At 72.1% G+C, this 19744-nt stretch carries 24 protein-coding genes and 1 pseudogene; 11 read left to right on the top strand and 14 right to left on the bottom strand.

The genetic code is table 11. The features are described from left to right. Nucleotides 1–32 precede the first annotated feature (32 nt). Entirely contained in the window at nucleotides 33–1235 is a 1203-nt protein-coding gene (locus tag Dfulv_RS25320) for a ferric iron reductase (RefSeq protein WP_259855688.1), read from the top strand. On the opposite strand, the gene Dfulv_RS25315 is transcribed toward Dfulv_RS25320, so the two are convergent. Further along, nucleotides 1232–2710 carry an IucA/IucC family protein gene (locus tag Dfulv_RS25315; protein ID WP_259855687.1) on the bottom strand — a complete coding sequence of 493 codons (1479 nt, stop codon included), beginning with the start codon at nucleotides 2708–2710 and terminating at the stop codon, nucleotides 1232–1234. The genes Dfulv_RS25320 and Dfulv_RS25315 overlap by 4 nt on opposite strands. Nucleotides 2711–2936: 226 nt before the next feature. Between Dfulv_RS25315 and Dfulv_RS25310 the strand changes: the two genes are divergently transcribed. From Dfulv_RS25310 to Dfulv_RS25300, 3 genes are all read left to right on the top strand, one after another. Next, nucleotides 2937–3275 (top strand): hypothetical protein, encoded by a 339-nt coding sequence (locus Dfulv_RS25310; RefSeq protein ID WP_259855682.1) that lies wholly within the window; start codon nucleotides 2937–2939, stop codon nucleotides 3273–3275. Nucleotides 3276–3409: 134 nt separating this feature from the next. After that, entirely contained in the window at nucleotides 3410–4183 is a 774-nt protein-coding gene (locus Dfulv_RS25305; RefSeq protein WP_259855680.1) for a dihydrodipicolinate synthase family protein, read from the top strand. Nucleotides 4184–4266: 83 nt separating this feature from the next. After that, the gene (locus Dfulv_RS25300; RefSeq protein ID WP_259855678.1) at nucleotides 4267–4638 is read left to right on the top strand and encodes a nuclear transport factor 2 family protein; all 372 of its coding nucleotides are present in this window, start codon (nucleotides 4267–4269) and stop codon (nucleotides 4636–4638) included. A gap of 270 nt (nucleotides 4639–4908) precedes the next feature. Here Dfulv_RS25300 and Dfulv_RS25295 read toward each other — a convergent pair whose 3' ends face one another. Then, nucleotides 4909–5331, bottom strand: a complete 423-nt coding sequence (locus tag Dfulv_RS25295; protein ID WP_259855676.1) for a MarR family winged helix-turn-helix transcriptional regulator — start codon at nucleotides 5329–5331, stop codon at nucleotides 4909–4911. 87 nt (nucleotides 5332–5418) lie between these two features. Between Dfulv_RS25295 and Dfulv_RS25290 the strand changes: the two genes are divergently transcribed. After that, the gene (locus Dfulv_RS25290; protein ID WP_259855670.1) at nucleotides 5419–6417 is read left to right on the top strand and encodes a quinone oxidoreductase family protein; all 999 of its coding nucleotides are present in this window, start codon (nucleotides 5419–5421) and stop codon (nucleotides 6415–6417) included. Between the two features lie 12 nt (nucleotides 6418–6429). On the opposite strand, the gene Dfulv_RS25285 is transcribed toward Dfulv_RS25290, so the two are convergent. The 8 genes from Dfulv_RS25285 to Dfulv_RS25250 all read right to left on the bottom strand — a co-directional run bounded on the left by Dfulv_RS25285 (nucleotide 6430) and on the right by Dfulv_RS25250 (nucleotide 11474). After that, nucleotides 6430–6846: a helix-turn-helix domain-containing protein gene (locus Dfulv_RS25285; protein ID WP_259855665.1), complete on the bottom strand. Its 417-nt coding sequence runs from the start codon at nucleotides 6844–6846 to the stop codon at nucleotides 6430–6432. A 165-nt stretch (nucleotides 6847–7011) separates the two neighbouring features. Next, the gene (locus Dfulv_RS25280; protein WP_259855664.1) at nucleotides 7012–7926 is read right to left on the bottom strand and encodes a GlxA family transcriptional regulator; all 915 of its coding nucleotides are present in this window, start codon (nucleotides 7924–7926) and stop codon (nucleotides 7012–7014) included. Then, on the bottom strand, nucleotides 7923–8510 hold the full coding sequence (locus tag Dfulv_RS25275; protein ID WP_259855663.1) for a cysteine hydrolase family protein: 588 nt from the start codon (nucleotides 8508–8510) through the stop codon (nucleotides 7923–7925). Before Dfulv_RS25275 ends, Dfulv_RS25280 begins: the two co-directional genes overlap by 4 nt. Nucleotides 8511–8579: 69 nt before the next feature. Beyond that, entirely contained in the window at nucleotides 8580–8783 is a 204-nt protein-coding gene (locus tag Dfulv_RS25270) for a transposase (protein ID WP_259855662.1), read from the bottom strand. After that, nucleotides 8713–9078: a DUF4158 domain-containing protein gene (locus Dfulv_RS25265; RefSeq protein ID WP_259855661.1), complete on the bottom strand. Its 366-nt coding sequence runs from the start codon at nucleotides 9076–9078 to the stop codon at nucleotides 8713–8715. The genes Dfulv_RS25270 and Dfulv_RS25265 overlap by 71 nt, the downstream gene beginning before the upstream one ends. 125 nt (nucleotides 9079–9203) lie before the next feature. Further along, nucleotides 9204–9764 (bottom strand): GNAT family N-acetyltransferase, encoded by a 561-nt coding sequence (locus tag Dfulv_RS25260; RefSeq protein ID WP_259855660.1) that lies wholly within the window; start codon nucleotides 9762–9764, stop codon nucleotides 9204–9206. Nucleotides 9765–9841: 77 nt separating this feature from the next. After that, nucleotides 9842–10486, bottom strand: a complete 645-nt coding sequence (locus Dfulv_RS25255) for a TetR/AcrR family transcriptional regulator (RefSeq protein ID WP_259855659.1) — start codon at nucleotides 10484–10486, stop codon at nucleotides 9842–9844. A gap of 250 nt (nucleotides 10487–10736) precedes the next feature. Next, nucleotides 10737–11474 (bottom strand): VOC family protein, encoded by a 738-nt coding sequence (locus tag Dfulv_RS25250; RefSeq protein ID WP_259855658.1) that lies wholly within the window; start codon nucleotides 11472–11474, stop codon nucleotides 10737–10739. Nucleotides 11475–11748: 274 nt separating this feature from the next. Here Dfulv_RS25250 and Dfulv_RS25245 point away from each other — a divergent pair, with 274 nt between their 5' ends. After that, a complete protein-coding gene (locus tag Dfulv_RS25245; protein WP_259855657.1) occupies nucleotides 11749–12093 on the top strand; it encodes a hypothetical protein in 345 nt (114 codons plus the stop codon). 37 nt (nucleotides 12094–12130) lie between these two features. After that, a pseudogene (locus Dfulv_RS25240) lies at nucleotides 12131–12229 on the top strand (AraC family transcriptional regulator); the annotation flags it as partial. Here the strand turns inward: Dfulv_RS25240 and Dfulv_RS25235 are convergent. Further along, the gene (locus Dfulv_RS25235) at nucleotides 12218–12613 is read right to left on the bottom strand and encodes a VOC family protein (protein WP_319805688.1); all 396 of its coding nucleotides are present in this window, start codon (nucleotides 12611–12613) and stop codon (nucleotides 12218–12220) included. The pseudogene Dfulv_RS25240 and the gene Dfulv_RS25235 sit on opposite strands and share 12 nt — an antisense overlap. A gap of 189 nt (nucleotides 12614–12802) precedes the next feature. Between Dfulv_RS25235 and Dfulv_RS25230 the strand changes: the two genes are divergently transcribed. The 4 genes from Dfulv_RS25230 (at nucleotide 12803) to Dfulv_RS25210 (ending at nucleotide 15659) form a co-directional block, all read left to right on the top strand. Further along, nucleotides 12803–13066 carry a ribbon-helix-helix domain-containing protein gene (locus Dfulv_RS25230; protein ID WP_259855655.1) on the top strand — a complete coding sequence of 88 codons (264 nt, stop codon included), beginning with the start codon at nucleotides 12803–12805 and terminating at the stop codon, nucleotides 13064–13066. Next, nucleotides 13063–13464, top strand: a complete 402-nt coding sequence (locus tag Dfulv_RS25225) for a hypothetical protein (RefSeq protein WP_259855654.1) — start codon at nucleotides 13063–13065, stop codon at nucleotides 13462–13464. The genes Dfulv_RS25230 and Dfulv_RS25225 overlap by 4 nt, the downstream gene beginning before the upstream one ends. A 104-nt stretch (nucleotides 13465–13568) precedes the next feature. After that, nucleotides 13569–14354 carry a hypothetical protein gene (locus Dfulv_RS25220; RefSeq protein WP_259855652.1) on the top strand — a complete coding sequence of 262 codons (786 nt, stop codon included), beginning with the start codon at nucleotides 13569–13571 and terminating at the stop codon, nucleotides 14352–14354. A 534-nt stretch (nucleotides 14355–14888) separates the two neighbouring features. Continuing rightward, complete coding sequence (locus tag Dfulv_RS25210; protein ID WP_259868056.1) at nucleotides 14889–15659, top strand: lysophospholipid acyltransferase family protein; 771 nt, start codon at nucleotides 14889–14891, stop codon at nucleotides 15657–15659. On the opposite strand, the gene Dfulv_RS25205 is transcribed toward Dfulv_RS25210, so the two are convergent. From Dfulv_RS25205 to Dfulv_RS25195, 3 genes are all read right to left on the bottom strand, one after another. Continuing rightward, nucleotides 15656–16165: a 2'-5' RNA ligase family protein gene (locus Dfulv_RS25205; RefSeq protein ID WP_259855650.1), complete on the bottom strand. Its 510-nt coding sequence runs from the start codon at nucleotides 16163–16165 to the stop codon at nucleotides 15656–15658. The genes Dfulv_RS25210 and Dfulv_RS25205 overlap by 4 nt on opposite strands. A 341-nt stretch (nucleotides 16166–16506) precedes the next feature. Then, the gene (locus Dfulv_RS25200; protein ID WP_259855648.1) at nucleotides 16507–17058 is read right to left on the bottom strand and encodes a LuxR family transcriptional regulator; all 552 of its coding nucleotides are present in this window, start codon (nucleotides 17056–17058) and stop codon (nucleotides 16507–16509) included. A gap of 85 nt (nucleotides 17059–17143) precedes the next feature. Beyond that, entirely contained in the window at nucleotides 17144–19657 is a 2514-nt protein-coding gene (locus Dfulv_RS25195) for a LuxR C-terminal-related transcriptional regulator (RefSeq protein ID WP_259855647.1), read from the bottom strand. Nucleotides 19658–19744 lie beyond the last annotated feature (87 nt).

Here is a 19744-nt window from a genome sequence, read left to right as displayed (position 1 = left end):
TCGTCGGCGCACCGGGCAGTAGGCTCAGCGCGATGCGCCTGAATGACGCCCACGATCCGATCGCGTTGTGGCAGTACGCGGAACGGTATCTCGGAGTCGGCACCCGCACGTACAGTCCGTACGCCGCCGACCTGGACATCGCCGACGAGTACCACCCGCAGCGGGGGGTGGCGTCGTTCGACCTGCCGACGTTCCGCGTCCCGGCCGGGCTCGGCACCTACCTGCGGGCGGGCGTGCCGTCGGCCCTGCACGACCTGTACGCCGACGGCGACGGGTTCCTGCTGCCCGTACACCCGAACGCCCTGGACTGTCCCGACCTGCTCCTGCGGGACGACCTGTTGCGCCGCGCGAGCGGGCCGCGGCTGACGGTGGTGCCGTCGGCGAACGCGCGGACGGTGTTCGTGTCGGCCGTCGACGGTGTGGCCGTGCCGCCGCACTTCGTGAAGCTGCACTATCCGCGGCGGCTGTCGCGGTTCACCCGCCGGCTGCGCCGCCCGGTGATCGAGCTGCAGCTGTGGGTGTCCGACGAGCTGGTGCGGATCGGGGCACCGGTGCTGCCGGAGGTCGGCGGCGGCTGGATCGGCGACGGCGACGACGCGTGGGGGTTCCTGGTCCGCGCGGCGCGGCCGGTCGAGCCCGCCCCGGAGCACACGGTGCCGCTGTTCGCCCTGTACGGCGGGGACCTGCGGGCGCCGGGCGACCCGACGCTGCTCGAGCAGCTCGTCGCACTCTGGGGCGAGGACCCGGCGGAGTTCGTCGCGCGCCGGGTCGTGGTGCCGATGGTCCGGCTGTGGGCGAAGGTGGCCCGGGAGACCGGCTGCCCGCTGGAGACCCACGGGCAGAACACACTGTTCGCGTTCTCCGTGGCCGACCGTACGACCCGGGTGCTGTACCGCGACTGCGCGATCTACGTCGACAGCGCACTGCGGGAGCGGGCGGGGCTGCCGGACGGGCTGCCGCCGGCGAACGTGATCCCGCGGGACGTGCCGATGGCCGCCGAGGAGGTCTTCAGCCTCACGTACGACAGCTTCATGGGCCACCACGCCCTGTCCTACGTGGCCGGGCTGGCCCGGGACCGGTGGGGCGTGCCGGAGGCGGCGCTGCACGCGGCGGCGCGGGAGGCGTTCACCGCCGGTGACCTGCTGCCGCCGACGGTCTTCTACTACGACAACGTGCTGTACGACAACGGCGACTGGAAGCTCGTCGACACCGGCCGGCCGCCCGTCTGGCGTTAACCGATCGGGTTGGGGATCGCGCACCACCGGTCCTCGAGCGGGTCGTCGGCGAGCCGCATCGCGGTGGTCGCCTTGAGCGGCCAGGTGGCGGCGAACAGGGCACGCTCGTCGTCGCGGTTCCCGGCGGCCTTGCGCGCGACGGCGGCGACGTGGTCCCACAGCCGCTGCTCGTTGCCGAGGGCCGCGACGAGGCTCGCCAGGACGGTGGCGAACGCGGCGGCGAACAGCTTGGTGCGCAGCGTGTCCTCGTCGTCGGTCGGCAGGGCGCCGATGAGCGGCGGCATCTCGTATCCCGCCGCGGCGAGCCGCCCGGCGTGGACGTGGAGGCCGCCGAGGTCGCGGTAGTGCAGCCGGACGGGGCGGCCGCCGCTGATCTCGACGAGCGTGTTCTGCCCGTGCGCCTCCAGCGCGACGCCGAGGTGCAGCAGTGTGAGCAGCGGCGGCAGCATGAGGTCGACGAGCCCGGTGAAGAACGCCGGGGTCAGCAGGTCGGGCCGGCCGGGCAGGGCGGCGAGCGGGACGACGAGGGCATCGGCGGGCGGGGCCTGCCGCCAGACGGCGCCGAGGGCCCGCTGCGGGTCGCCGGCGTCGTCGAGGACGGTCGCGGTTGTCGTCTCGCGCAGGACGTTGAGCCCGGTGGTCCGTTCGGCGAGCCGGGCGACGAGGGCGGAGGCGAGCGGCCCGTTGTGGACGGCGGGCGCGGACAGGGTCCGCACGGCGCTGGTCATCTGCACCTCGACCGCGGTCTTCAGGTGTACCGCCGGATCGCCGCCGAGCGCGAGGGTCCGCAGCGACATGAGGGGGTGCGCGGGCAGCCGGGCGCCGGTGTCGCGGACGAGCCCGGTGGCGAGGGCCCTGGGCAGCTGCCACGGGTGGACGGGCAGGCGGGGCGGGACCGGGGTGCCGGAGGTCCGCCAGCGGGCCGGGTCGACGTCGACGACGGCGAGGTCGACCCGGGGCCGGTGCTCGGGTGCGTAGGCCAGCACGTCGAGGGTCGTCATCCCGATCCGGGTCCGGCAGCAGGGGTGCAGCGGATGCCCGTCGACGACGGCCTGTTCGATGTCGACGAGGCCGGTGGGCCGTCCGTCCGGTCCGGCGGCGGCCAGCGCGAGCGCCAGGTTGGCGACGCTGTTGTCCAGTTCCCGGGCGAGCCTGGCGCTGTGCCCGCCGAGGCGGAATCCGTCGAGGAGCCGGGTGGGGTGGCCGTACCGCGTGCCGTCCGCGACGACGGTGAACAGCGCGCTGTCGTGGCGGCGGCCGGGTCCGGCCGTCACCGGCGTGCCGAACAGTGCGGGCTCGGGGCCGGTGAGGCGGTCCCTGGCCACGATCCCCTCGCGCCACAGGGCGCCCCAGAGCCGGTGCAGGACGGCGGCCCGGGCCGCCGGCAGCGCGGCACCGAACCCGTCGACGAGGTCGGGCCGGTGCCGGCGCAGTGCGTGCAGGGTCTCGGCCTCGTCGGGCGCTGGCGCGGTCACGACGCAATACTAGCTTCCTAGGATGCCTTAGGCGACGTGGCTGACGCCACGCCCTTTTACCCCTGTCTACGACAGGGGAGCGCGGGGCTCGAGAGGGGGCTGGGACCGGCGTCGTCTGTTCGGTCGAAGATCTCGCCGCCGACCGCATGGCTGCTGGTTCACCTGCGGAAATGCTGTGATGTACGCGAGGATCAGCTTGGAGCACGGACGCTTCGGGAGGCTCGACATGGAGATTCGACCCCTGCCGGCCGGTGGCGCGCATCCGGTGGCGGCGCCGCGTGCGGCGACAAGCTCGGCGCAGGTGGAGCCGGTGGTGCCGCCACCGAGGGGCAGCCTGCCGGGATCGCAGCAGGTGCTGAGCAAGTTGACGCCGGGGGAGCGTGCGGCGATCGCGGGTGCGACGGGATATCACCTGTCGCCGACCGGTGCGGTGACGAACGTGGGCGGTGTGCCGCCGTGGTCGTTCATCATGGCGTTCGCGGCGTCGCGGACGGCTGCGGCGCATCCGGTGGAGCAGGTCGCGAAGGCCTCGGACGACGGCAACCACGTCGATGTGACGGCCTGAGCGTGTGTTGTGCGCCGTCGACGGCGCTTTCTGTGTGTCCGTGCGGTGGGTGCGCTGGCACGCCGACGGCCGGCGCACCCGCTTCCAGTCTGCCTTGTGGTTGGCGGGTTCGGGCAGCGCTTAGGGTCTGATGCATGGTCGACGAACGGGTGCGGTTGTGGGACGGCGTGGCGGTTGCGCTGGTGACGTTGTTCGCCGATGACGGGTCGGTGGATGTGGCCGGGACGGCGGCGCACGCGCGGCGTGTGGTGGGTGAGGGTGTGCGGGCGGTGCTGGTGGCGGGGTCGACCGGTGAGGCTGATGCGCTGACCGACGGTGAGCGGGTGGCGTTGGTGGCGGCGGTGCGGGAGGCGTGTCCGGACGTGCCGGTGGTCGCGGGGGCGAGCGGGGCGTGGGCGGGTCCGGCCGCGGAGCTGGTGGCGGCGTCGGTGGCGGTGGGTGCGGATGCGGTGCTGGTGGCGCCGCCGCGTCGGCCGGGGGATCTGGGGGCGTTTTTCGCGCGGGTGGGTGCGGCGGCGGACGGGCGGCCGGTGCTGGCGTATCACTTCCCGGCGGTGGCGGGTGGTGCGGTGCCGGTGGAGGTGTTGGGTTCGTTGCCGGTGGCGGGGTTGAAGGATTCGTCGGGTGACGCGGAGCGGTTGGTGCGGGTGCTGACGGAGTGGGACGGTGCGGTGTATGTGGGTTCGTCGGTGTTGACGTTGACGGCGGGTGCGTTGGGTGCGGCGGGGGCGATGCTGGCGGTGGCGAATGTGGTGCCGGAGGATTGTCTGGCGGCGTGGGCGGGGGATGCGGGGGCACAGTTGCGGCTGGGCGGTCCGCATGTGGCCGCGAAGTCGGGGTTTCCGCACGGGTTGAAGCGGTTGATGGCGCAGCGGTTCGGGACGTCGGTGGCGGCGCGGATGGGTTGAGGTGGCGTTACGGTCCGGTTTCGGGGTGTAAGAAGCGTGGTCGGGTCGTTGACCTGGGGTGGTTGGGCGTTTTCGATGGATGTATGGGCGACGGGTCGCTGGTGGTGCCGACTGCGGGGTTGATCTCCGGTTTGTTGGTGGTGATCGATCGGCGGGACTGGTCGGCGTTGTCGGGGCTCGTGACCGATGATGTGGTGTACTTCCGGCCGGGGTGTCCGCCGATCGAGGGTGTGGACGCGTTCGTGGGGTTCTATCGCCGGCGGTACATCGTGGCGGCGGGCCGGCATCAGGTGGACCGGTGTGTGTCGGCGGATGGTCAGGGTTTCTGCTGGGGCCGGTTCGACGGTGTGTCGCATGCGGGTGTGCCGTTGAACGAGATTTTCGCGGACTGGTTCGAGTTTCGTGGTGGGCGGGTGGCCCGGCGGCGGACGTTTTTCTATCGTCCGGCGATCTGAGAGCCGTCTCGGGCGCCCTCGACGGGCTCGACCTGAGCGTCGCCGGGGGAGAGGTGCACGGCTTCCTGCTCCGGGCGGAGGACTGACGCGCTGTCTGCAGGGGCAGGGCCGAGGGCTTGGGGACCAGTGCTCCCCAAAACGGGCCGGCTGGCGGCCTTGAGCTCCGCAGTGTGACGGCGAACAATCAGAGACTCGAACAATCAGAGACTGCTGCAGCCAGCACCCATGAAGTCGTTGGATCCACCTTGATTGGGTGGCCGCGGGTGCGTGTCAGCCCAGTGCTTTTCGCAGCAGCGCCGTCAACTGGTCCTGTTCGTCGGGTGAGAGTCGTCCGACCGCCGTGCGGGCGAAGGTGAAGGCTGTTGCGAACCGTTGGTTGATCTCGTCTCCTCGGGGGGTTCGCGCGACGAGTCGTGCGCGGCGGTCCCGGGGATTCGGTTCGCGGGCCACGAGGCCGAGCGCTTCGAGACGCGCGACGATCTGGGTGATGTTGGAGGCGTCGCAGCCGAGCTCCTCGGCCAAGGCGCCCATGCCACGGCGCTCATCGAGTCGCCCGAGCACACATGCCTGCGCCGAGCTGAGCGACAGCTCGGCCGCGGCTGCCTCGTAGGCGCGGTCGTATACGTCGACCAGGTCGAACAAGATGGCCTCGGCCTCGGATGAGGCGGTTACGGGTCCGTTCGGCAACGCCATGGCTTCCAGCCTAGAGGAGTTACTTGATTCACTCAAATAGCTGTGATCCAATAATCCTTGATTCACTCAAGTAAAGAAGGAGGGCCGATGGACAGCAGAGTCGAGCGCACAGCGGGCGGCGGGATCGTGGAGCCGCTAATGAACGCGGTCGTCCTCGACCGGTTCGGCGGAGTCGACGAACTCTCGACGCGCCGGATACCGCTCCCGGAGGTCGGCGACGACGACGTCCTCATCCGGGTGGAGTACGCAGGGGCCGCGTCCTGGGACGCGGTCGAGCGGGAGGGGAACTACGACGGCGTTTTCGGCGTCGTGTCAACCTTCCCCTATGTCCTCGGCTGGGACGCGGCGGGCACGGTGGCCGCGATCGGACGCAACGTCACCCGGTTCGACGTGGGCGAGCGTGTCTACGCTGCGACGATGCCGGCGCCGCGTGGCGGCTTCTACGCCGAGTACGGCGTCGTCGAGGCGGAGTTCGTGGCGCGCGTGCCCGACCGGATGCCGACTGAACAGGCCGGCGCAATGGCTTGGGATGCCCTGACTGCACTGAGCGGCCTCGATCTGCTCGGCCTGCGGCCGGACGAGACGCTCATGGTCTTCGGGGCCAGCGGGGGAATCGGGCACATGGCCGTGCAGTTGGCGCGGCACAGTGGCATCCGAGTGTTGGCCGTGGCCTCTGGCGACGACGGTGTCGCCCTGGCCCGGCGACTGGGCGCCGACGATGCCATCGACGGTCGCAAAGACGATGTGGTAGCTGCGGCATCCGAGTTCGCACCAGGCGGGCTCGATGCGGCTCTAGTCACCGTGGGAGGCGAGGCTGCCGAACGGTCTCTTCGCGCGATCAAGAACTCGGGACGGATCGCCTGGCCGAACGGTGTACTGCCCGTGCCCGTGGCGTCGCTGGGCGCGACGGTGTCCTACTACGACGGGGATCGAAGCCGCACCGCCACCGATCGACTGAACGCCATCATCGAGGCGAGCTCCTTCGAGGTCCACGTCGCCCGGACCTTCCCGTTGGAGCACGTCGAGGATGCGCATCGCGCCCTGAACGATCACTACGTCGGGAAGCTGGCCCTCAAGGTCGGATAGGATGCAGGCTGCTCAGCTCTGAACGGTCGCACTCGTGTCGTCTACGAGGTAGCGGTGCAGCGAGGTCTTGGGGATGCCGGTCTTGGTGGCGATGGTGCCGAGGCTGGCGCCCTGTGCCTTGAGCAGCCGCGCGTACTCGATCTTGTCGGCGGGGTGGGCGACGGGGCGGCCCTTGGCCTCGGCGACGGCGCGGGCATTCGCGGCGCGAGCGGTGAAGACCGCATCGTCCGGCGCGGATACGGCGTCGGGTTCGGACCCAACGGGCACTGGTACTTCTTCGAGGACATCGCGCCAGCGCTGGCATTCGGCCGCGCCGCCCGAATGTCGCTCGAGTGCAGCGGCTACGGCGTCTTTCAGGCCGCGCACGAGCTGCAGTTCTGCCTCACCCACAACGCCGACGAGGTAGAACACCTCAAGCGCTTCGTCCAAGGCGTCAAGGAACACCCCTGGTCGTCCAACTGGCACCCGCCGGCCGGGTACATCACGGCCTTCAACAACGGCCGACCGGCCCAAACCAAGCGGCGCTCTCTGCCGCTGTGACTTCGAGCGCTCCGCCACTTACCGGCGAAGATTCAGCGCGTAGACCTCCGAAGGTCACACGCGGCTGCGCAGCCTCCGCAGCATCCGTGCGTCCTCGAAGCCGACCGCCCGGGCCGCTGCCTCCACCGTGGCGCCGTGCCCGATGAGGTGCTCGGCGCGTTCCAGCCGCAGTAGCTGCTGGTAGCGCAACGGCGTCATGCCGAGCGCCCGACCGAATAGCCGGGTCAGCGTGCGTTCACTGACTCCACCGGACGCGGCCAGCTCCGCCAGGGGGAGGCTTTCGGCGTACCGCGTGTCTATGACGTCTTGGACCCGATGCACGGCGTCGCTGACGTGGGTCCGGTGCCGTAACATCGCACTTTCCTGCTTTTCGTCGCCGTTGCGCCGCACGTAGACCACCATCTCGCGGGCGATGCGCGCGGCGAACGCGGGCCCGTGCCGCTGGGCAAGCAGGTGCAGGGCGAGGTCGATGCCGCTGGCGATGCCCGCGGAGGTGACTACCGCGCCCACGCGGCAGTCGACGACGTAGAGGACATCGCGGACGACGACCGCGGCCGTATAGGCGGTGGCCAGTTCGTCCTGCAGGTCGTGGTGGGTGGTGCAGCGGCGCCCGTCGAGCAGCCCGGCCTCCCCGAGGGCGAACGCTCCTGCGCAGACGCTGGCCACTGTCCCGCCCCGGCGGTGGTGTTCGCGCAGCCGTTCTAGCGTCCGTGGCCCGAACTTCACCCGGTGATCTGATGTCCCTGCACGCCAGCCCGGCACGACGATGAGATCGTCTGCGGTCAGCGCTGGCCACTCGGTCGCCGCCCGTAGCGGCACGCCCTGCCTCGTCGGGACGTCCTCCTGCTCGCCCACATAGCGCAGCTCGTAGTGCTGGCCGTGGTCAGACGCGGACGAGAACGCCTGGGCGGGTCCGGCCAGATCGAGCAGGTGCACGTGCGGGGCGAGCAGGAAGACGACGGTGGTCACGCGCCTGTCAGCTCCTCGACGGTGCGGATCGTGGCGAACCGGCCCGCCAGGGCGTACTCGGTGCGCGCGAGGATCTCGTCGACGCCGAGCGTCCGCGGATCGGCGAGGATCTCGTCGACCGGTCGCCCAGCCGGGGCGTCCCGGTGCTCGATCGGGTTGGTGGCGGTCGCGTCGGTCACGAACGTCACGGCGTAGCCGAGGTCCGAAGCGACCCGCGCGGTGGTCTCGACGCACTGCTCGGTCCGGATGCCGCAAACCACTACTTCGCCGATGCCCGCCTCGGTCAGCATCTGCTGCAGGTTGGTCGTGGTGAAGGCGTTGTGCGACGTCTTCGCGATCACCGGCTCCCCCTCGGCCGGGGTGAGTCCGTCGATCAGCCGGACGAAGCCGGAGGCGGGATCGAAGGCGCTGCCGGTGCCGGGTTCCGCGTGTAGCACCCAGATGATCTTCTCGTTGCCGGCACGGAACGTTTCGGCCAGCCGGTAAACCTGCTTGGCGATATCCGGGTTGGAGATCGCGGCCCAGATCGGCTGCTGCCGGAAGGACTCCTGAACGTCGATGACGACGAGTGCTCGCTTCTTCATGTCATTGATCCTGCCTGCGGACGGGTCGCCGCGTCAGACAACATCATGCCCCGAAGCGGACTGATCTGGTCACCGACAGCCCAGGGCGCTTCCATCATCTCGGCCCACGCTATCTCGCGGGACACCGCCTCCAGTGAGCACCGCGTTCGCGGCGATGTAGTTCTCCAGCCGCAGATAGTGCTGGTCGATGTGCGCGAGCCGGTCACGGGTCAGCGCCGGCACCTCGTCGTCGACCACCGGGGACATGCCGACGTTGAGTGCATGCGCCGTCAACAGTGCGGCGACGGAGACGTGCAGGTCGGTAAGCCGGGACGTGCCGCCGGTGATGCTCCAACTTGGTCTTGGCCCGCTCCAGGTATGCCTTCACACACGACGGGTCCGCGACTCCGACCTGGGACGCCACGTAGTCGACGATCACGGTGGGAACGTCAAGAGGATCCTCCAGGAACCTCCCCAGGTGACGCACAGTCACGAGCTGGAGAGCGAAACCGAGACGATTGTGATCACCACGCCGCTTCGCCACCAGGTCCGGGTCGGCGTCATCCAGGAAGAAGAACCGCTCCAGCACCGACTGGTCCGGGGGACCGGTGAAACACCCGTAGACCGCCTCTTCGGCAGTAGTAAGAAATTTGCTCACGACCGGAGATCATCTCTAGCGCCGTTTTGGCGAGCGCTGGTCCCCAAGCCCCGGCCCTAGTTCCGGGCGTTCCACTGTCCCCGGGTGAGGGCGTATTCGACTCCCCGCAGGTCGGTGCCCGGCGGGAAGTGGCCGGCGTCCGCGGTGAAGTCGCGTACGTGGTGCAGGCCGACGGAGGCCATCGTGGCCCGGGAGGCTTCGTTGGCGGCCGCCGCCATGGCCATGATCCTGGTCAGGCCGAGGTCTTCGAACCCGTACCGGAGCAGTTCGCGCGAGCCCTCCTTGGCGAGGCCCTGGCGCCAGTAGCGCTTGAGGAGCCGGTACCCCAGCTCGCCCTGGCCTTCCATCGGGTCCTGGCCGTCGGAGTCCGGCGGCCGCAGGATCCAGTAGCCGGCGAAGCTTCCTTCGACGAACCCGGCCCAGTACCCCAGGCCCGGGCCCCGCTCGGCGTCCGCGAGTCCTTCGCGAAGCGCCTGCTCCGCCTGTTCGGGGGTGAGGGCTCCGCCGACGTAGCGCATCACGTCGGGGTCGGCGTCGAGCTCGATCTGGTGCTTGAGGTGCTCAACGGACAGCGGGACCAGGTGGATTCGTTCGGTTCGCAGGATCGGCTGAGACATGGTGTACGTACTCCTGGAGAGGTGAATAGGCGCAAGCCGGGTTCTGGCGGCTCGCGTCGTCGCGGTGCGGGGGAGGGTCAGGGCTGCCTCGGCCAGACGGCCTGCCGCATCTGTTCGTCGGTCATCGCCTCGGTCCGCTCCGCAGGGCTGGCCTGGAGGCCGAACCCGGTGAGCAGCACCTCGGCGTAGCGGCGCCAGTTGCCGGGGGCGATCTGCTCGGTGCGGTCGGAGACGGTCCCGAGCATGTAGAGGAGGTTGTACGCGTCGGAGCTGGTGAAGTCCGCGCGCACGGCCCCGGCCGCCACCGCCCGCTCCACGAGTCCGTCCACGCGGCGGCCGAGCTCGTCCGCCATCTCCGCGATCTCCGGCTGGTCGAGGCTCGCGTGCTCGAGGATCAGCTCGAGCGCCGGGTCCTCGGCCCGCCGTGTGGCCGCCGCCAGCAGGTAGTGCCGCAGCGCCCGGCCGGGCTCCTCCTGTTGTGCCGCGTCCGCCGCGAGCTGCCGGAAGGTGGTGAGTCGCTCGGCGTACAGCGTGTTGATCAGTGCCTGCAGGTCCGGGAAGCGGCGGTAGACCGTGCCGACGCCGACCCCCGCCTCCCGTGCCACCTCGTTGAGGGTGACGGCGGTGCCGCGCTCGGCGAGCATCCGGCCGGCGGTCTGCAGGACCAGCCGGCGGTTGCGCTCCGCGTCCGCCCGCAGCGGACGCCCGGTGCCCTGGGTCATACCGGGACGACGTCCAGCACCGAGAGGTGCCGGACCCTGCAGGCAGGCGGTACGGCGGCTCCTTCCCGGCGCAGCCGGAGCCTGTGTGACACGGGCACTCCTTACTCCACGACCTCTTCGGCACCTCCACCGTACACGAAAGCGGATAGATCTATCACCTTACGGGATGCCGGGACGCCGCCGATCCAATCGGGTGATCTACGGCAGCGTGGTGCGTCTGGTCTGGCACGCGGGCGGGGGAGGCTCCGCGTCAGGCCGGGGCGAGGACGCAGAACTCGTTGCCCTCCGGGTCGGCGAGGACGATCCACGGGACGTCGCCCTGGCCGACGTCGGCGGGCGTCGCGCCGAGGGTCTGCAGCCGGGCCACCTCCGCCGTTTGATCGTCGCCGCGATACGGCACAACGTCGAGATGGACGCGGTGCCGGATGTCCTTCAGGTGGGGCGTGCGGAGGAACTCCAGATACGGCCCGACATCCTTGGCGGAGCGCAGCAGCGCATGATCGTCGGTCACCTCGTGCAGGGTCCAGTCCATCGCCTCGCCCCAGAACCGGGCCATGGCCCGCGGGTCCGCGCAGTCGACCACCACCGCGGCGATCGGCCCGGTGTCCCGGTAGATCTCCCGAGGCTCCAGCACGCAGAACACGTTGCCCTCAGGGTCGGCCAGCACCGTCCGGGGGACGTCGTCCTGGCCCACATCGGCGGGTGTCGCACCGAGCTCCTTCAGGCGCGCGATCAACTCTGTCTGATGGGCCGCCGAGGTGGTGGCGAGTTCGAGGTGTACGCGGTACTTCACCGTTTCGGGATCCGGGACGGCGATGACATCGACGCAGACAGGGGCGTCGGGGTCCGTCCAGACGAAGCCCACGGGTGCAGCGCTGGTCGCACCGTGCCCCGAGCGGGAAACCCACCCGAGCGCCTCCGCCCAGAACCGGCCGAGCGCCGCGTCATCCCGGGCCTTAAAATTCGCCTGAACAAGTCGCAGCGCCATGCGGCCCACTCTATGCCCAGCAAACAGACCAAGATGAACGACGGCGAGTTGGTCTCGCGGTAGGGACTGGCGGATCTGCACGACGAGCTGCTTGTTCAGGCGCCGCCGCCCTGCGGGGCGGCTCGATTGAACCGAGCGGTCTAGCCTCGGGCACCTCTTGACCGTCGGTCCTCATCATCCGCGCAGACGGCCGCGCCGAGTGCGGTCGTCCCGCCGGATCTGGCAGCGGTCCGTCTCTGCGGTGGTACGGCCGAAACCCAGGTTGGTTGACATAATGTGCATTATCGAACGTCTTGAGCTTCCCGTCGGGAGTGCCCTCTCCGCCCGTTCGGCCGGCCGGCCGGTTGATACGGATTCCAAGGGCGTCTCGTGGTGTTCGGTGACCTCCTTCCCGGACGACCGGAGCCACGGCGGCTTGCGCTTCGCGCAGGTTTTGCGGGGCAATTTTGCGGAAAATCTTGTCGCGGATGCGCCCGCGCCGTCGGCGGACATGCTCCACGCCGCCGTCGATCTCTACCGCCGATGGTCCGATGCCGGCGGAGTGATCGTTGAACGGCGCCACAATGCCGAGAAGCTCGCCGTGCAGTACCTCCATGACGTCATCGATCAAGGCTGCTGACCGAAGCGGGCCTGCATACACCGGTACGCCTGGTGGATCCCGGGCCGGCCAGCCGTTCGCGACGGTGTCGGCCGACGCGGGCTACGCCGACCAGGCCCATCTTGCACGCGTGCCGCTCAGCGCCCTACTCCGATGACTTTGACCAGGCGAAAAGGTCCACGACGTTGCCGTCCGGGTCTCGCACCTGTGCATAACGCTGTCCCCACGGGGCGTCCCAGGGCGCTTTGACCGGCGGGTGCCCGGCGGCGACCAGGTCGGCGTAGGAGCTGTCGACCTCAGCCGGATCGGAGCACAGGAAGGCCCAGCCGCCGGAGGGTGGCCCCGGCTGGTAGTCCGGGTCGAAGGACTGCAACGAGGCGTGTGTATCCCACATGAGACGGATGCCTCCGGCGACTGTCGCCTCGGCGTGCGGGTCCTGCTCGGCACCGGCCGGGAACTCCAGGCCGAGCCGGCGGTAGAAGGAAAGGGATGCTGCCATGTCGGCCACCGCAAGGCCGATCGCGTTGAATGTAGGTGCCACGGGCACCGACGGTACGAGGAGTCCGCGCCAGGGCCTTGAAAATCGGACGCCGGCGAATGTCGACGCGCAGCGACGTAGGGTCATCGACCGTCGGACGCTGGTGTCGTGTCGGTGCAGGTGGCAGGGATGTCACCCGGTGAGGTGGCACGACGCTAGGTGATCGGTGTATGCGGCCGGTACCCTGATGGTATGCGTGAGGTGCGCAAGGAGCGGGTCACCGTGACGATGCCCGCGGACGAGGCCGCGGCCGTGCGGCGGCTCGTCGACGCGGGCGGCGCCGAGTCGGTGTCGGCGTATGTGGCCGAGGCGGTGCGGGGCCGGTTGGCCCGGGACCGTGCGTTGCTGGCGTTGAACGAGTTGTACGCGCAGCGTGGGGTGCGGCTGGACCCGGAGCACCACGCGTGGGCGCGGGAGGTGCTGGGGGTGGCACCTACCGGCGGGACGGTGTCGTGACCGCGGTCGGCGGGCGCATCCTCGACAGTTCCGCGATCCTGGGGTTCGTTGCGGGCAAGCCGTATTCGTCGGCGATCGTGTGGCACGCCGTGGACCGGGGTGTGGTGCTGGCCGTGCCGGCGGCGGCGCTCGCCGAGGCGTGGGCGCAGACGTCTCCGAAGGACTATGACGTGCTGCAGGTGCTGCTGACCCTGCCGGTGGTCGTGGTCGACGACCTGACCGCGGCGGACGCGGTCGACAGCGGTCGGTTGCTCGCCGGTGAGGGTGGGCCGGCGCTGGTCGCCGCGGCGCACGTGGTCCGGCGTGCGCAGGCCCGTCCGGGCTGGGCGATCGTCACCGACCGGGCGGAGATGCTGCGGTCGTTGGACCCGCACGCCGAGATCGACGAACTCCCCTGATTCTGTGCTTCTCCCCTGCCGTACGGTGTGTCGCGTTCGGAAAATGTCGGTGGTGGCTGGTATGAACATTCCGACACATGTTCGATTCGGGGTTGGAGGATGCCATGGTTGCCGCGCGGACCGCGGCCAAGGGGTTGTCGACAGTGGATCTGGAGCAGATCCGGGACACTCTCGCGGCCGGCCGGAAACCGAAGGTCGTGTTCACCGAGGCCGCCGGGCAGATCGCCGGGCAGTTGGGGCAGGTCGTGGCGTTGACCGACCCCGACTTGTCCGACGAGTGGGTCGTCGTGCGGTTCGGCCGCGACGAGCTGCCCTTCTCCCCCACTGACCTGGCGATCGCTCCGAAGGCGCCAGCGAAGAAGGCCCCCGCAGTTCCAGCCCCTCGTGAGGAGACCCCAGTGCCAGCCCTGTCCACCGCCGGCGCCACCGACACCGCGGCCGCTCCGACCGGCGACGCTCCCGCCCCGGCGAAGGACGCGCCGGAAGTTCAGGCGGCCGCCCCGAAGCCCGACAAGGCGGAGAAGGCCGAGGAGAAGTCCGACAAGCCCGAGGCCGCGGAGCCGGCGAAGCCCGCCGCGAAGTCGGTCCCGGCGAAGAAGGCCGTGGCGAAGGCGAAGGCCCCCGCGGGTCTGACCGTCACGCTCGCCTACGCCGACGGTGAGTGGACCGTCGCGGCCAACCAGGGCGCGAAGTCGCTCGCCAAGCCGTACATCATCAAGGCCAGCGAGGCGCTGAAGATGGTCGGCATGCTCGACGTCCCCGGCGTCCACGAGGCCGTCGAGGAGATCGTCGCCGCCGCGCGGGCCGAGGCCGAGACCCAGGCCGAGCGGCTGCGGGCCGAGCTCGCCGAGATCGAGGCCCGGCTGGCGGAGCTCCGCGAGGCGGAGTAGCGGCGGAGTAGCGGCGGAGTAGCGGCACAGCAGGGTCGCTGGCAGCCGCCGGGGGCCGGGCACGCGACAGGGACGAGCCGAGGGAACGGTTGCGCCGCCTGCCGGCGGCGCTACCGTTCCATGGTCGACTCACCCCGGGTCGGCGGTTGAGCAGGGTCGGCAGGACGGACTGACGTGAACGACGGCGAGACGGCCGACACCTCGGCAGCACACGGCACCACCGTGACCGGCCCCGGTCCGGGCGCTGCCGCCGGGGCCCTGCCGTCCGCCCCTGCGCTGAACGGCACCACGCCGGCCGTCTCGGCGCCGTCAGGTGCCGCTGCTGTCACGGCACCGGCACCCACGACGCCGCCCCCAGCTGACGCGACACCGCTGGCCACGCCACCGTCGACTCCGCCGGTCCCCGGGGCCGGGACCGAGCCGTGGACCCAGCCGCCCGCGGCCGACGCCCCGACAGCGCCGCCGCCACCGGGGCCGCCACCGGCGGCACAGACCGCGCCGCACACCGGCAGCCCCGCCGGCACCGGGCCCGCCGTGCCCGTCGGTCCCTGGCGGGCGCCGCGCACCTGGCGGTTCCTGCTCTTCCTCGCCCGGCTCGTCGTCATGCCGATCGCCCGGCTCCGCGTCACCGGGGACGTGCCCGCCGAGCTGCGCACCGGGCCGGTGATCTTCGCGGTCAACCACATCGGGCCGTTCGACCCGATCGCCATCACCGCCGCGTGCCGGGTCATGCGGGTCGCGCCGCGGCTGATGGCCACCGGTGGGCTGTTCCGGGCGCCGGTCGTCGGGTCGGTGATGCGGGCGGCCGGGCACATCCGGATCAACCGGCGGCAGGCGAACGTGGCCGAGGCGGTCGACGACGTCGTCGGGGCGCTCGCGGCCGGGTCGCACGTCATGGGGTATCCGGAAGGGCGGATCACACTCGACCCGGGGATGTGGCCGGAGCGCGGCAAGACGGGCATGGCGCGGATCGCGTTGCGGACCGAGGTGCCGGTCGTGGCGGTCGCGCAGTGGGGTGCGCACGAGGTGGCGGCGTGGGGCGGGTTCGGGCCGACGGTCCGCACCGTGTGCCGGTCGCTGGTGCGCCGGCCGGTTGTCCGGGTCCATTTCGGTGGCGTCGTCGACCTGTCCGGTCTTGACCCGGTGTCGCCGGGGGCGGCGCAGAGGGCCACCGACCGGATCATCGACGCGATCACGGCCGAGCTGCGGCCGTTGCGGGCCGACGAGCCGCGCCTGCCGCGGTATGTCGACCCGATCCGGCCGCTGACCACGCAGCGCCGGCACGTTCCGCGGAACCCCGCTTAGCGGAGCGGGAACTCGGTCACCGTCTCCCACAGTTCGCCGGGTTCGCCGCTGATCAGCCGGACGGCGCCGACGGTGAACGGGATCGGCAGGTGGGGTGCGACGGCGGCCGCGGCGTGTTCGAGCCGCGGCCCGGGGGCGCCGTCGCCGATCGTCAGGTGCGGGACGACGTCGTCGTACGCGCCGCCGTACGGGGGTGTCTCGGGGAACCGCCGCCACACCGCCGTGGTGAGGTCCCGGAACGGCTGGTCCGGTTCCGGTGCGGCCCACACGACGGTGTCGCCGAACCAGGCGACGCGGGTGAGCGCGGCCCCGAACCGCGGTGTGGCGCCGACGACGTCCCGCAGGGCGGCGAGGACCGTGCCGTCGACCCGGTGCGGCGGCAGGAACGGGTAGAGGACCGTGACGTGGGCGGGCACGCCCCAGGACGCGGCCGGGTCCAGCACCGCCCGTAGCGGGCCGACCACCGGCTCGGCCTCCGGCACGACCACGATCAGCGCCGTCTGCATGCGCACAAGTCTGCCGCGTCCCGCAACCGTTCCGAACCCGGGAATGCCCGGGCGGTGCCGAGAGGGGAACGACGGATCGGTGCCGGTGGAGGACGAGGGCCTGACCAGGGTTCCTTGATCGAGGGAAACTCCAGGTCGTCGGGACAGCCTGAAGTTTCCCTCGATCAAGGTCGGCGCGACCGACGGACCGCGCGCACCCGACCGTGCCCCCAGGCGACGGCGGAACGCGGGGGTCGCCGACCGGCTCCAGGAGGAACTCGGGGGCACCGGAGGCACCGGGTGCGCGCGGCCCGGGCCGTGGCCGCGGACGGGGCCCCCAGGGGCCGGCGGCGAAAACCGGGTCAGCCGCCTTCGCGGCGCAGCCGCAGGTATGCCAGGACGGCCTCGCGGGTGGTGCGGACGCCGAGGACCTCGCGGGCCTCGGCGATGCGCCGGTTCGCGGTCCGCAGCGACAGGAACTCCGCCGCCGCCGCGGCGGCGATCGTCTCCCCGCCGGCGAGGCGCTCCAGCAGGGCCCGCTGCTCCGGGGCGAGCTGCGGGCCGCCGGCGGCGGGTTCCGCAGCGGTGCCGAGCTCGGCGTCGGGGTCGGTGGACACCGGCCCGATCCGGCCCAGGTCGGCGAGCAGTGCCCGGCCGATGTCGCCGGTGACGTCGCTGATCGCGACGATCCCGGCGCCGCGGGCGGCGGCGAGCAGCGCGAGCTCGGCGGTGTCGGCGTCGGTGACCCGGCCGAACAGGGCCAGCCGGGACTCGGAGACGTCCCACTGCTGGTCGGTCAGGGCGAAGCCTTCCCGGGTGGTCCAGCCGGCACGGGCCAGGCGGCGCAGGACCGCGGTGGCGTCACCGCCGGAGGCCACGACGTATCGTGGCGCGAGCGCCGGGTCGCCGGCCATCAGCTGCCCATCCGCGAAAGCATTCGCCCACCATGCGATGAAGGTGCCGTCCGACACAAGACCACACGCGGGACCGCCACCCGCGTCATCCAAGCTCCTCGATTGCCAGGGCGGCGGCCTCGGTGCGGGTCCGGGCGCCGAGCTTGCGCATCCCGGACCGGATGTGGGTCTCCACCGTCTCCCGGGAGATGCCCAGCTGGCCGGCGATGCGGCGGGTCGGCTCCCCGTTGGCGACGAGGCGCAGCACGTCCCGCTCCCGGTCGGTGAGGTCGTCCCCGGCGCGGCGGCCGCGGGTGTCGCGGCGGATCGAGTGCCGGCGCAGTGCCCGGCGGGCCCGTCCGAGCAGGACGACCAGACCGGCCTCCTCGGCCAGGCGTTCGGCCTCCAGCAGTGGTGGTACGGCCTGTTCCGCGTCCTCCTCGAGCAGTCCCCGGGCGAGCAGGCAGCGGACCTCCTCCCGGCGGGCGAGGTCGCGCCAGGCGGCGGCGGCCTCGGCGAAGCGGTCCGGGGACTTCCACGCCTCCAGGGTCGCCACGACCGGCGGCAGGGTCGCGTCGCCGGGGTGCGGGCCGTCGCCGGTGACCCCGGCGTCGTAGGCGGCCCAGCGGGCGGTGATGCGGCGCAGCCCGTCGACGAGGGGCGGCGCCGGGTCGGTCGCGGGGGTCGTCGCCTGGTCCGGCTGGCCGTCGAGCCAGGCGGCCTCGCGGGCCACCCAGTCGAGGACCGGGCCGGTCGTCGCGGGCCGGTTCGGCAGGGCCTCCAGGCGGGCCCGGGCCGGGGCGAGCAGGCCGCCGTCGGCCTCGGCGAGGCTGGCCGCGGCGACGGCGTAGCCGCGGGCGACGGCCGGCAGGGTCCGGTCGGTGAGGTCACCGGCGCGGCGGACGACCTCGTCGATCTCCTCGCCGCGCAGCGCGTCGCACCACAGCTGCGCGGCGATGAACCGGGTCTGCCAGCTGTAGGCGAGGTCCCCGGCGCAGGCGGCGGCGGCCGCGGTGGCGGCCTGGGCGGCCTCGGCGAGGCGGGCGTCGGCGGTCAGGGTCTCCACGAGCAGCCAGGCGCTCCACCGGGCGGCGAGGGCGTCACCGGCCTGCCCGGCCGCGGACGCGGCGGACGCCAGGCCGTACTCCCAGCCGGGCTGGCGGGTGCCGGCCCGCACGGCGGCGATCGCGGCGCGCAGGCCCGGGTGGGCGGGTGCGTCGCCGTGGACCTTCAGCAGTTCCTCGGCGCGGGCGACGGCACCGCCGGGGTCGGTGGTGAGCATGCTCAGCAGCCGGATCCGGTCCCGGCCGCCGAGGACGTCGGCGGGCGCGTCGTCGGGGACCGCCGCCACGGCGGCCGCGGCGTCGGCCGCGGCGCCCTGCTGCAGCAGCGCCTCGCCGCGCAGGACCGCGGCGACCGGGTCGGTGGTGGCCGGGTCGACGACCCGCAGGCAGGAGCCGGGCCGGCCGGCGGCGAGCGCGGCGCGGGCCGCGGCGATGCGCACCTGCGGCTCGGCGGTCACGCCGGGCAGGTCGCAGGCGAGCAGCAGCAGCTCGGCACGGTCGCCGGAGGACTCGGCGGCCGCGGCGGCGCGGACCGCGACCTGGTAGGCCTCGGCGCCGGCGCCGGCGGCGGCGAGGTGCCGGGCCGCCTCCCGCGGCGGGACCAGGGTCGCGAGGCGGCGGTGCAGCGCGGCCCGTTCGGCGGGGTCGAGCAGGCCGGCGGCGACCTCCGCCGTGTACGGGGAGACGGGTGCGGCGATGCCGTCGTCGATGTCGACGAGACCGGTCGAGGTGAGCTCGGCGAGGCCCTCGCCGAGGACCGACGCGCTCACCGGCCGGCCGAGCAGGCCGAGGGCGGCCATCGCGGTGCGGGCGGGGCGGGTCAGGTCCGCGAGGGCGCCGGCGACGGTGTAGGCGAGGCCCTTGTCGAGGCCGTCGCCGGTGTCGCGGGGCGTGCCGCCCTGCGCGACGTGCTTGGCGAGCGCGGTCACGGCCAGGGGCACTCCACCGGCGCGGCGGACCAGGTCGGCGACGACGGTCGCGCTCGCCGACGGGGCGATCTGCCGTACCAGTGCCGCGGCCGCGTCGGCGGGCATCGCCGGCGTGTTGAGCCACGCGCCCGAAGCGGCCGCGGCGCGGCGCAGCGCCTGTTCGGCGTCGCCGGGCAGCCGGTGCGGGGTGCGTAAGGTGACGGCTATCCGACAGTGTTCGGCGATGGCGGGCAGCGCGGCCATCGTCAGCGGATCCGCCCACTGCAGGTCGTCGAGGAGCAACAGGCCGTGACGGACGCGGGAGCGGACGGCCTCGGCGAGCAGCGGCGCCTCGTGTGACGGGAGTCGCACCCGCACCGCGCGGGACAGCGGCAGGGCCGGCACACCCCGCAGCATCGCGAGCGCGCCGCCGGTGAACACGGCACCGCGGAACGTCTCCCCGAGCCGTTTCAGGACGGTTGTGCGGCCCGTCCCGGGTGCCCCGGCGATGACCACGAGACCCGGGTTACGCAGGGCGTCCACCGCCGCGGTGACCAGGTCAGCAGGCGGCCACACCGCGGCACCCACCGTCGCCCGGCCGACCACCGGCGCGCCGGTCTCGGGCTCATCAGTCGGTGCCTCAGGCACGGGTCGCCTCCATTCGTGGCACGAACATGGGATCCTGCGCGCGCAGGATATTCGTAATGTGTGTGCCGTACGTGCGTGACATGACGG

This window comes from Dactylosporangium fulvum (genome assembly GCF_025137375.1).
GTDB lineage: Bacteria > Actinomycetota > Actinomycetes > Mycobacteriales > Micromonosporaceae > Dactylosporangium > Dactylosporangium fulvum.
The sequence above is the reverse complement of the archived record's forward strand: the minus strand, read 5'-3'. Positions and strand labels throughout refer to the sequence as shown.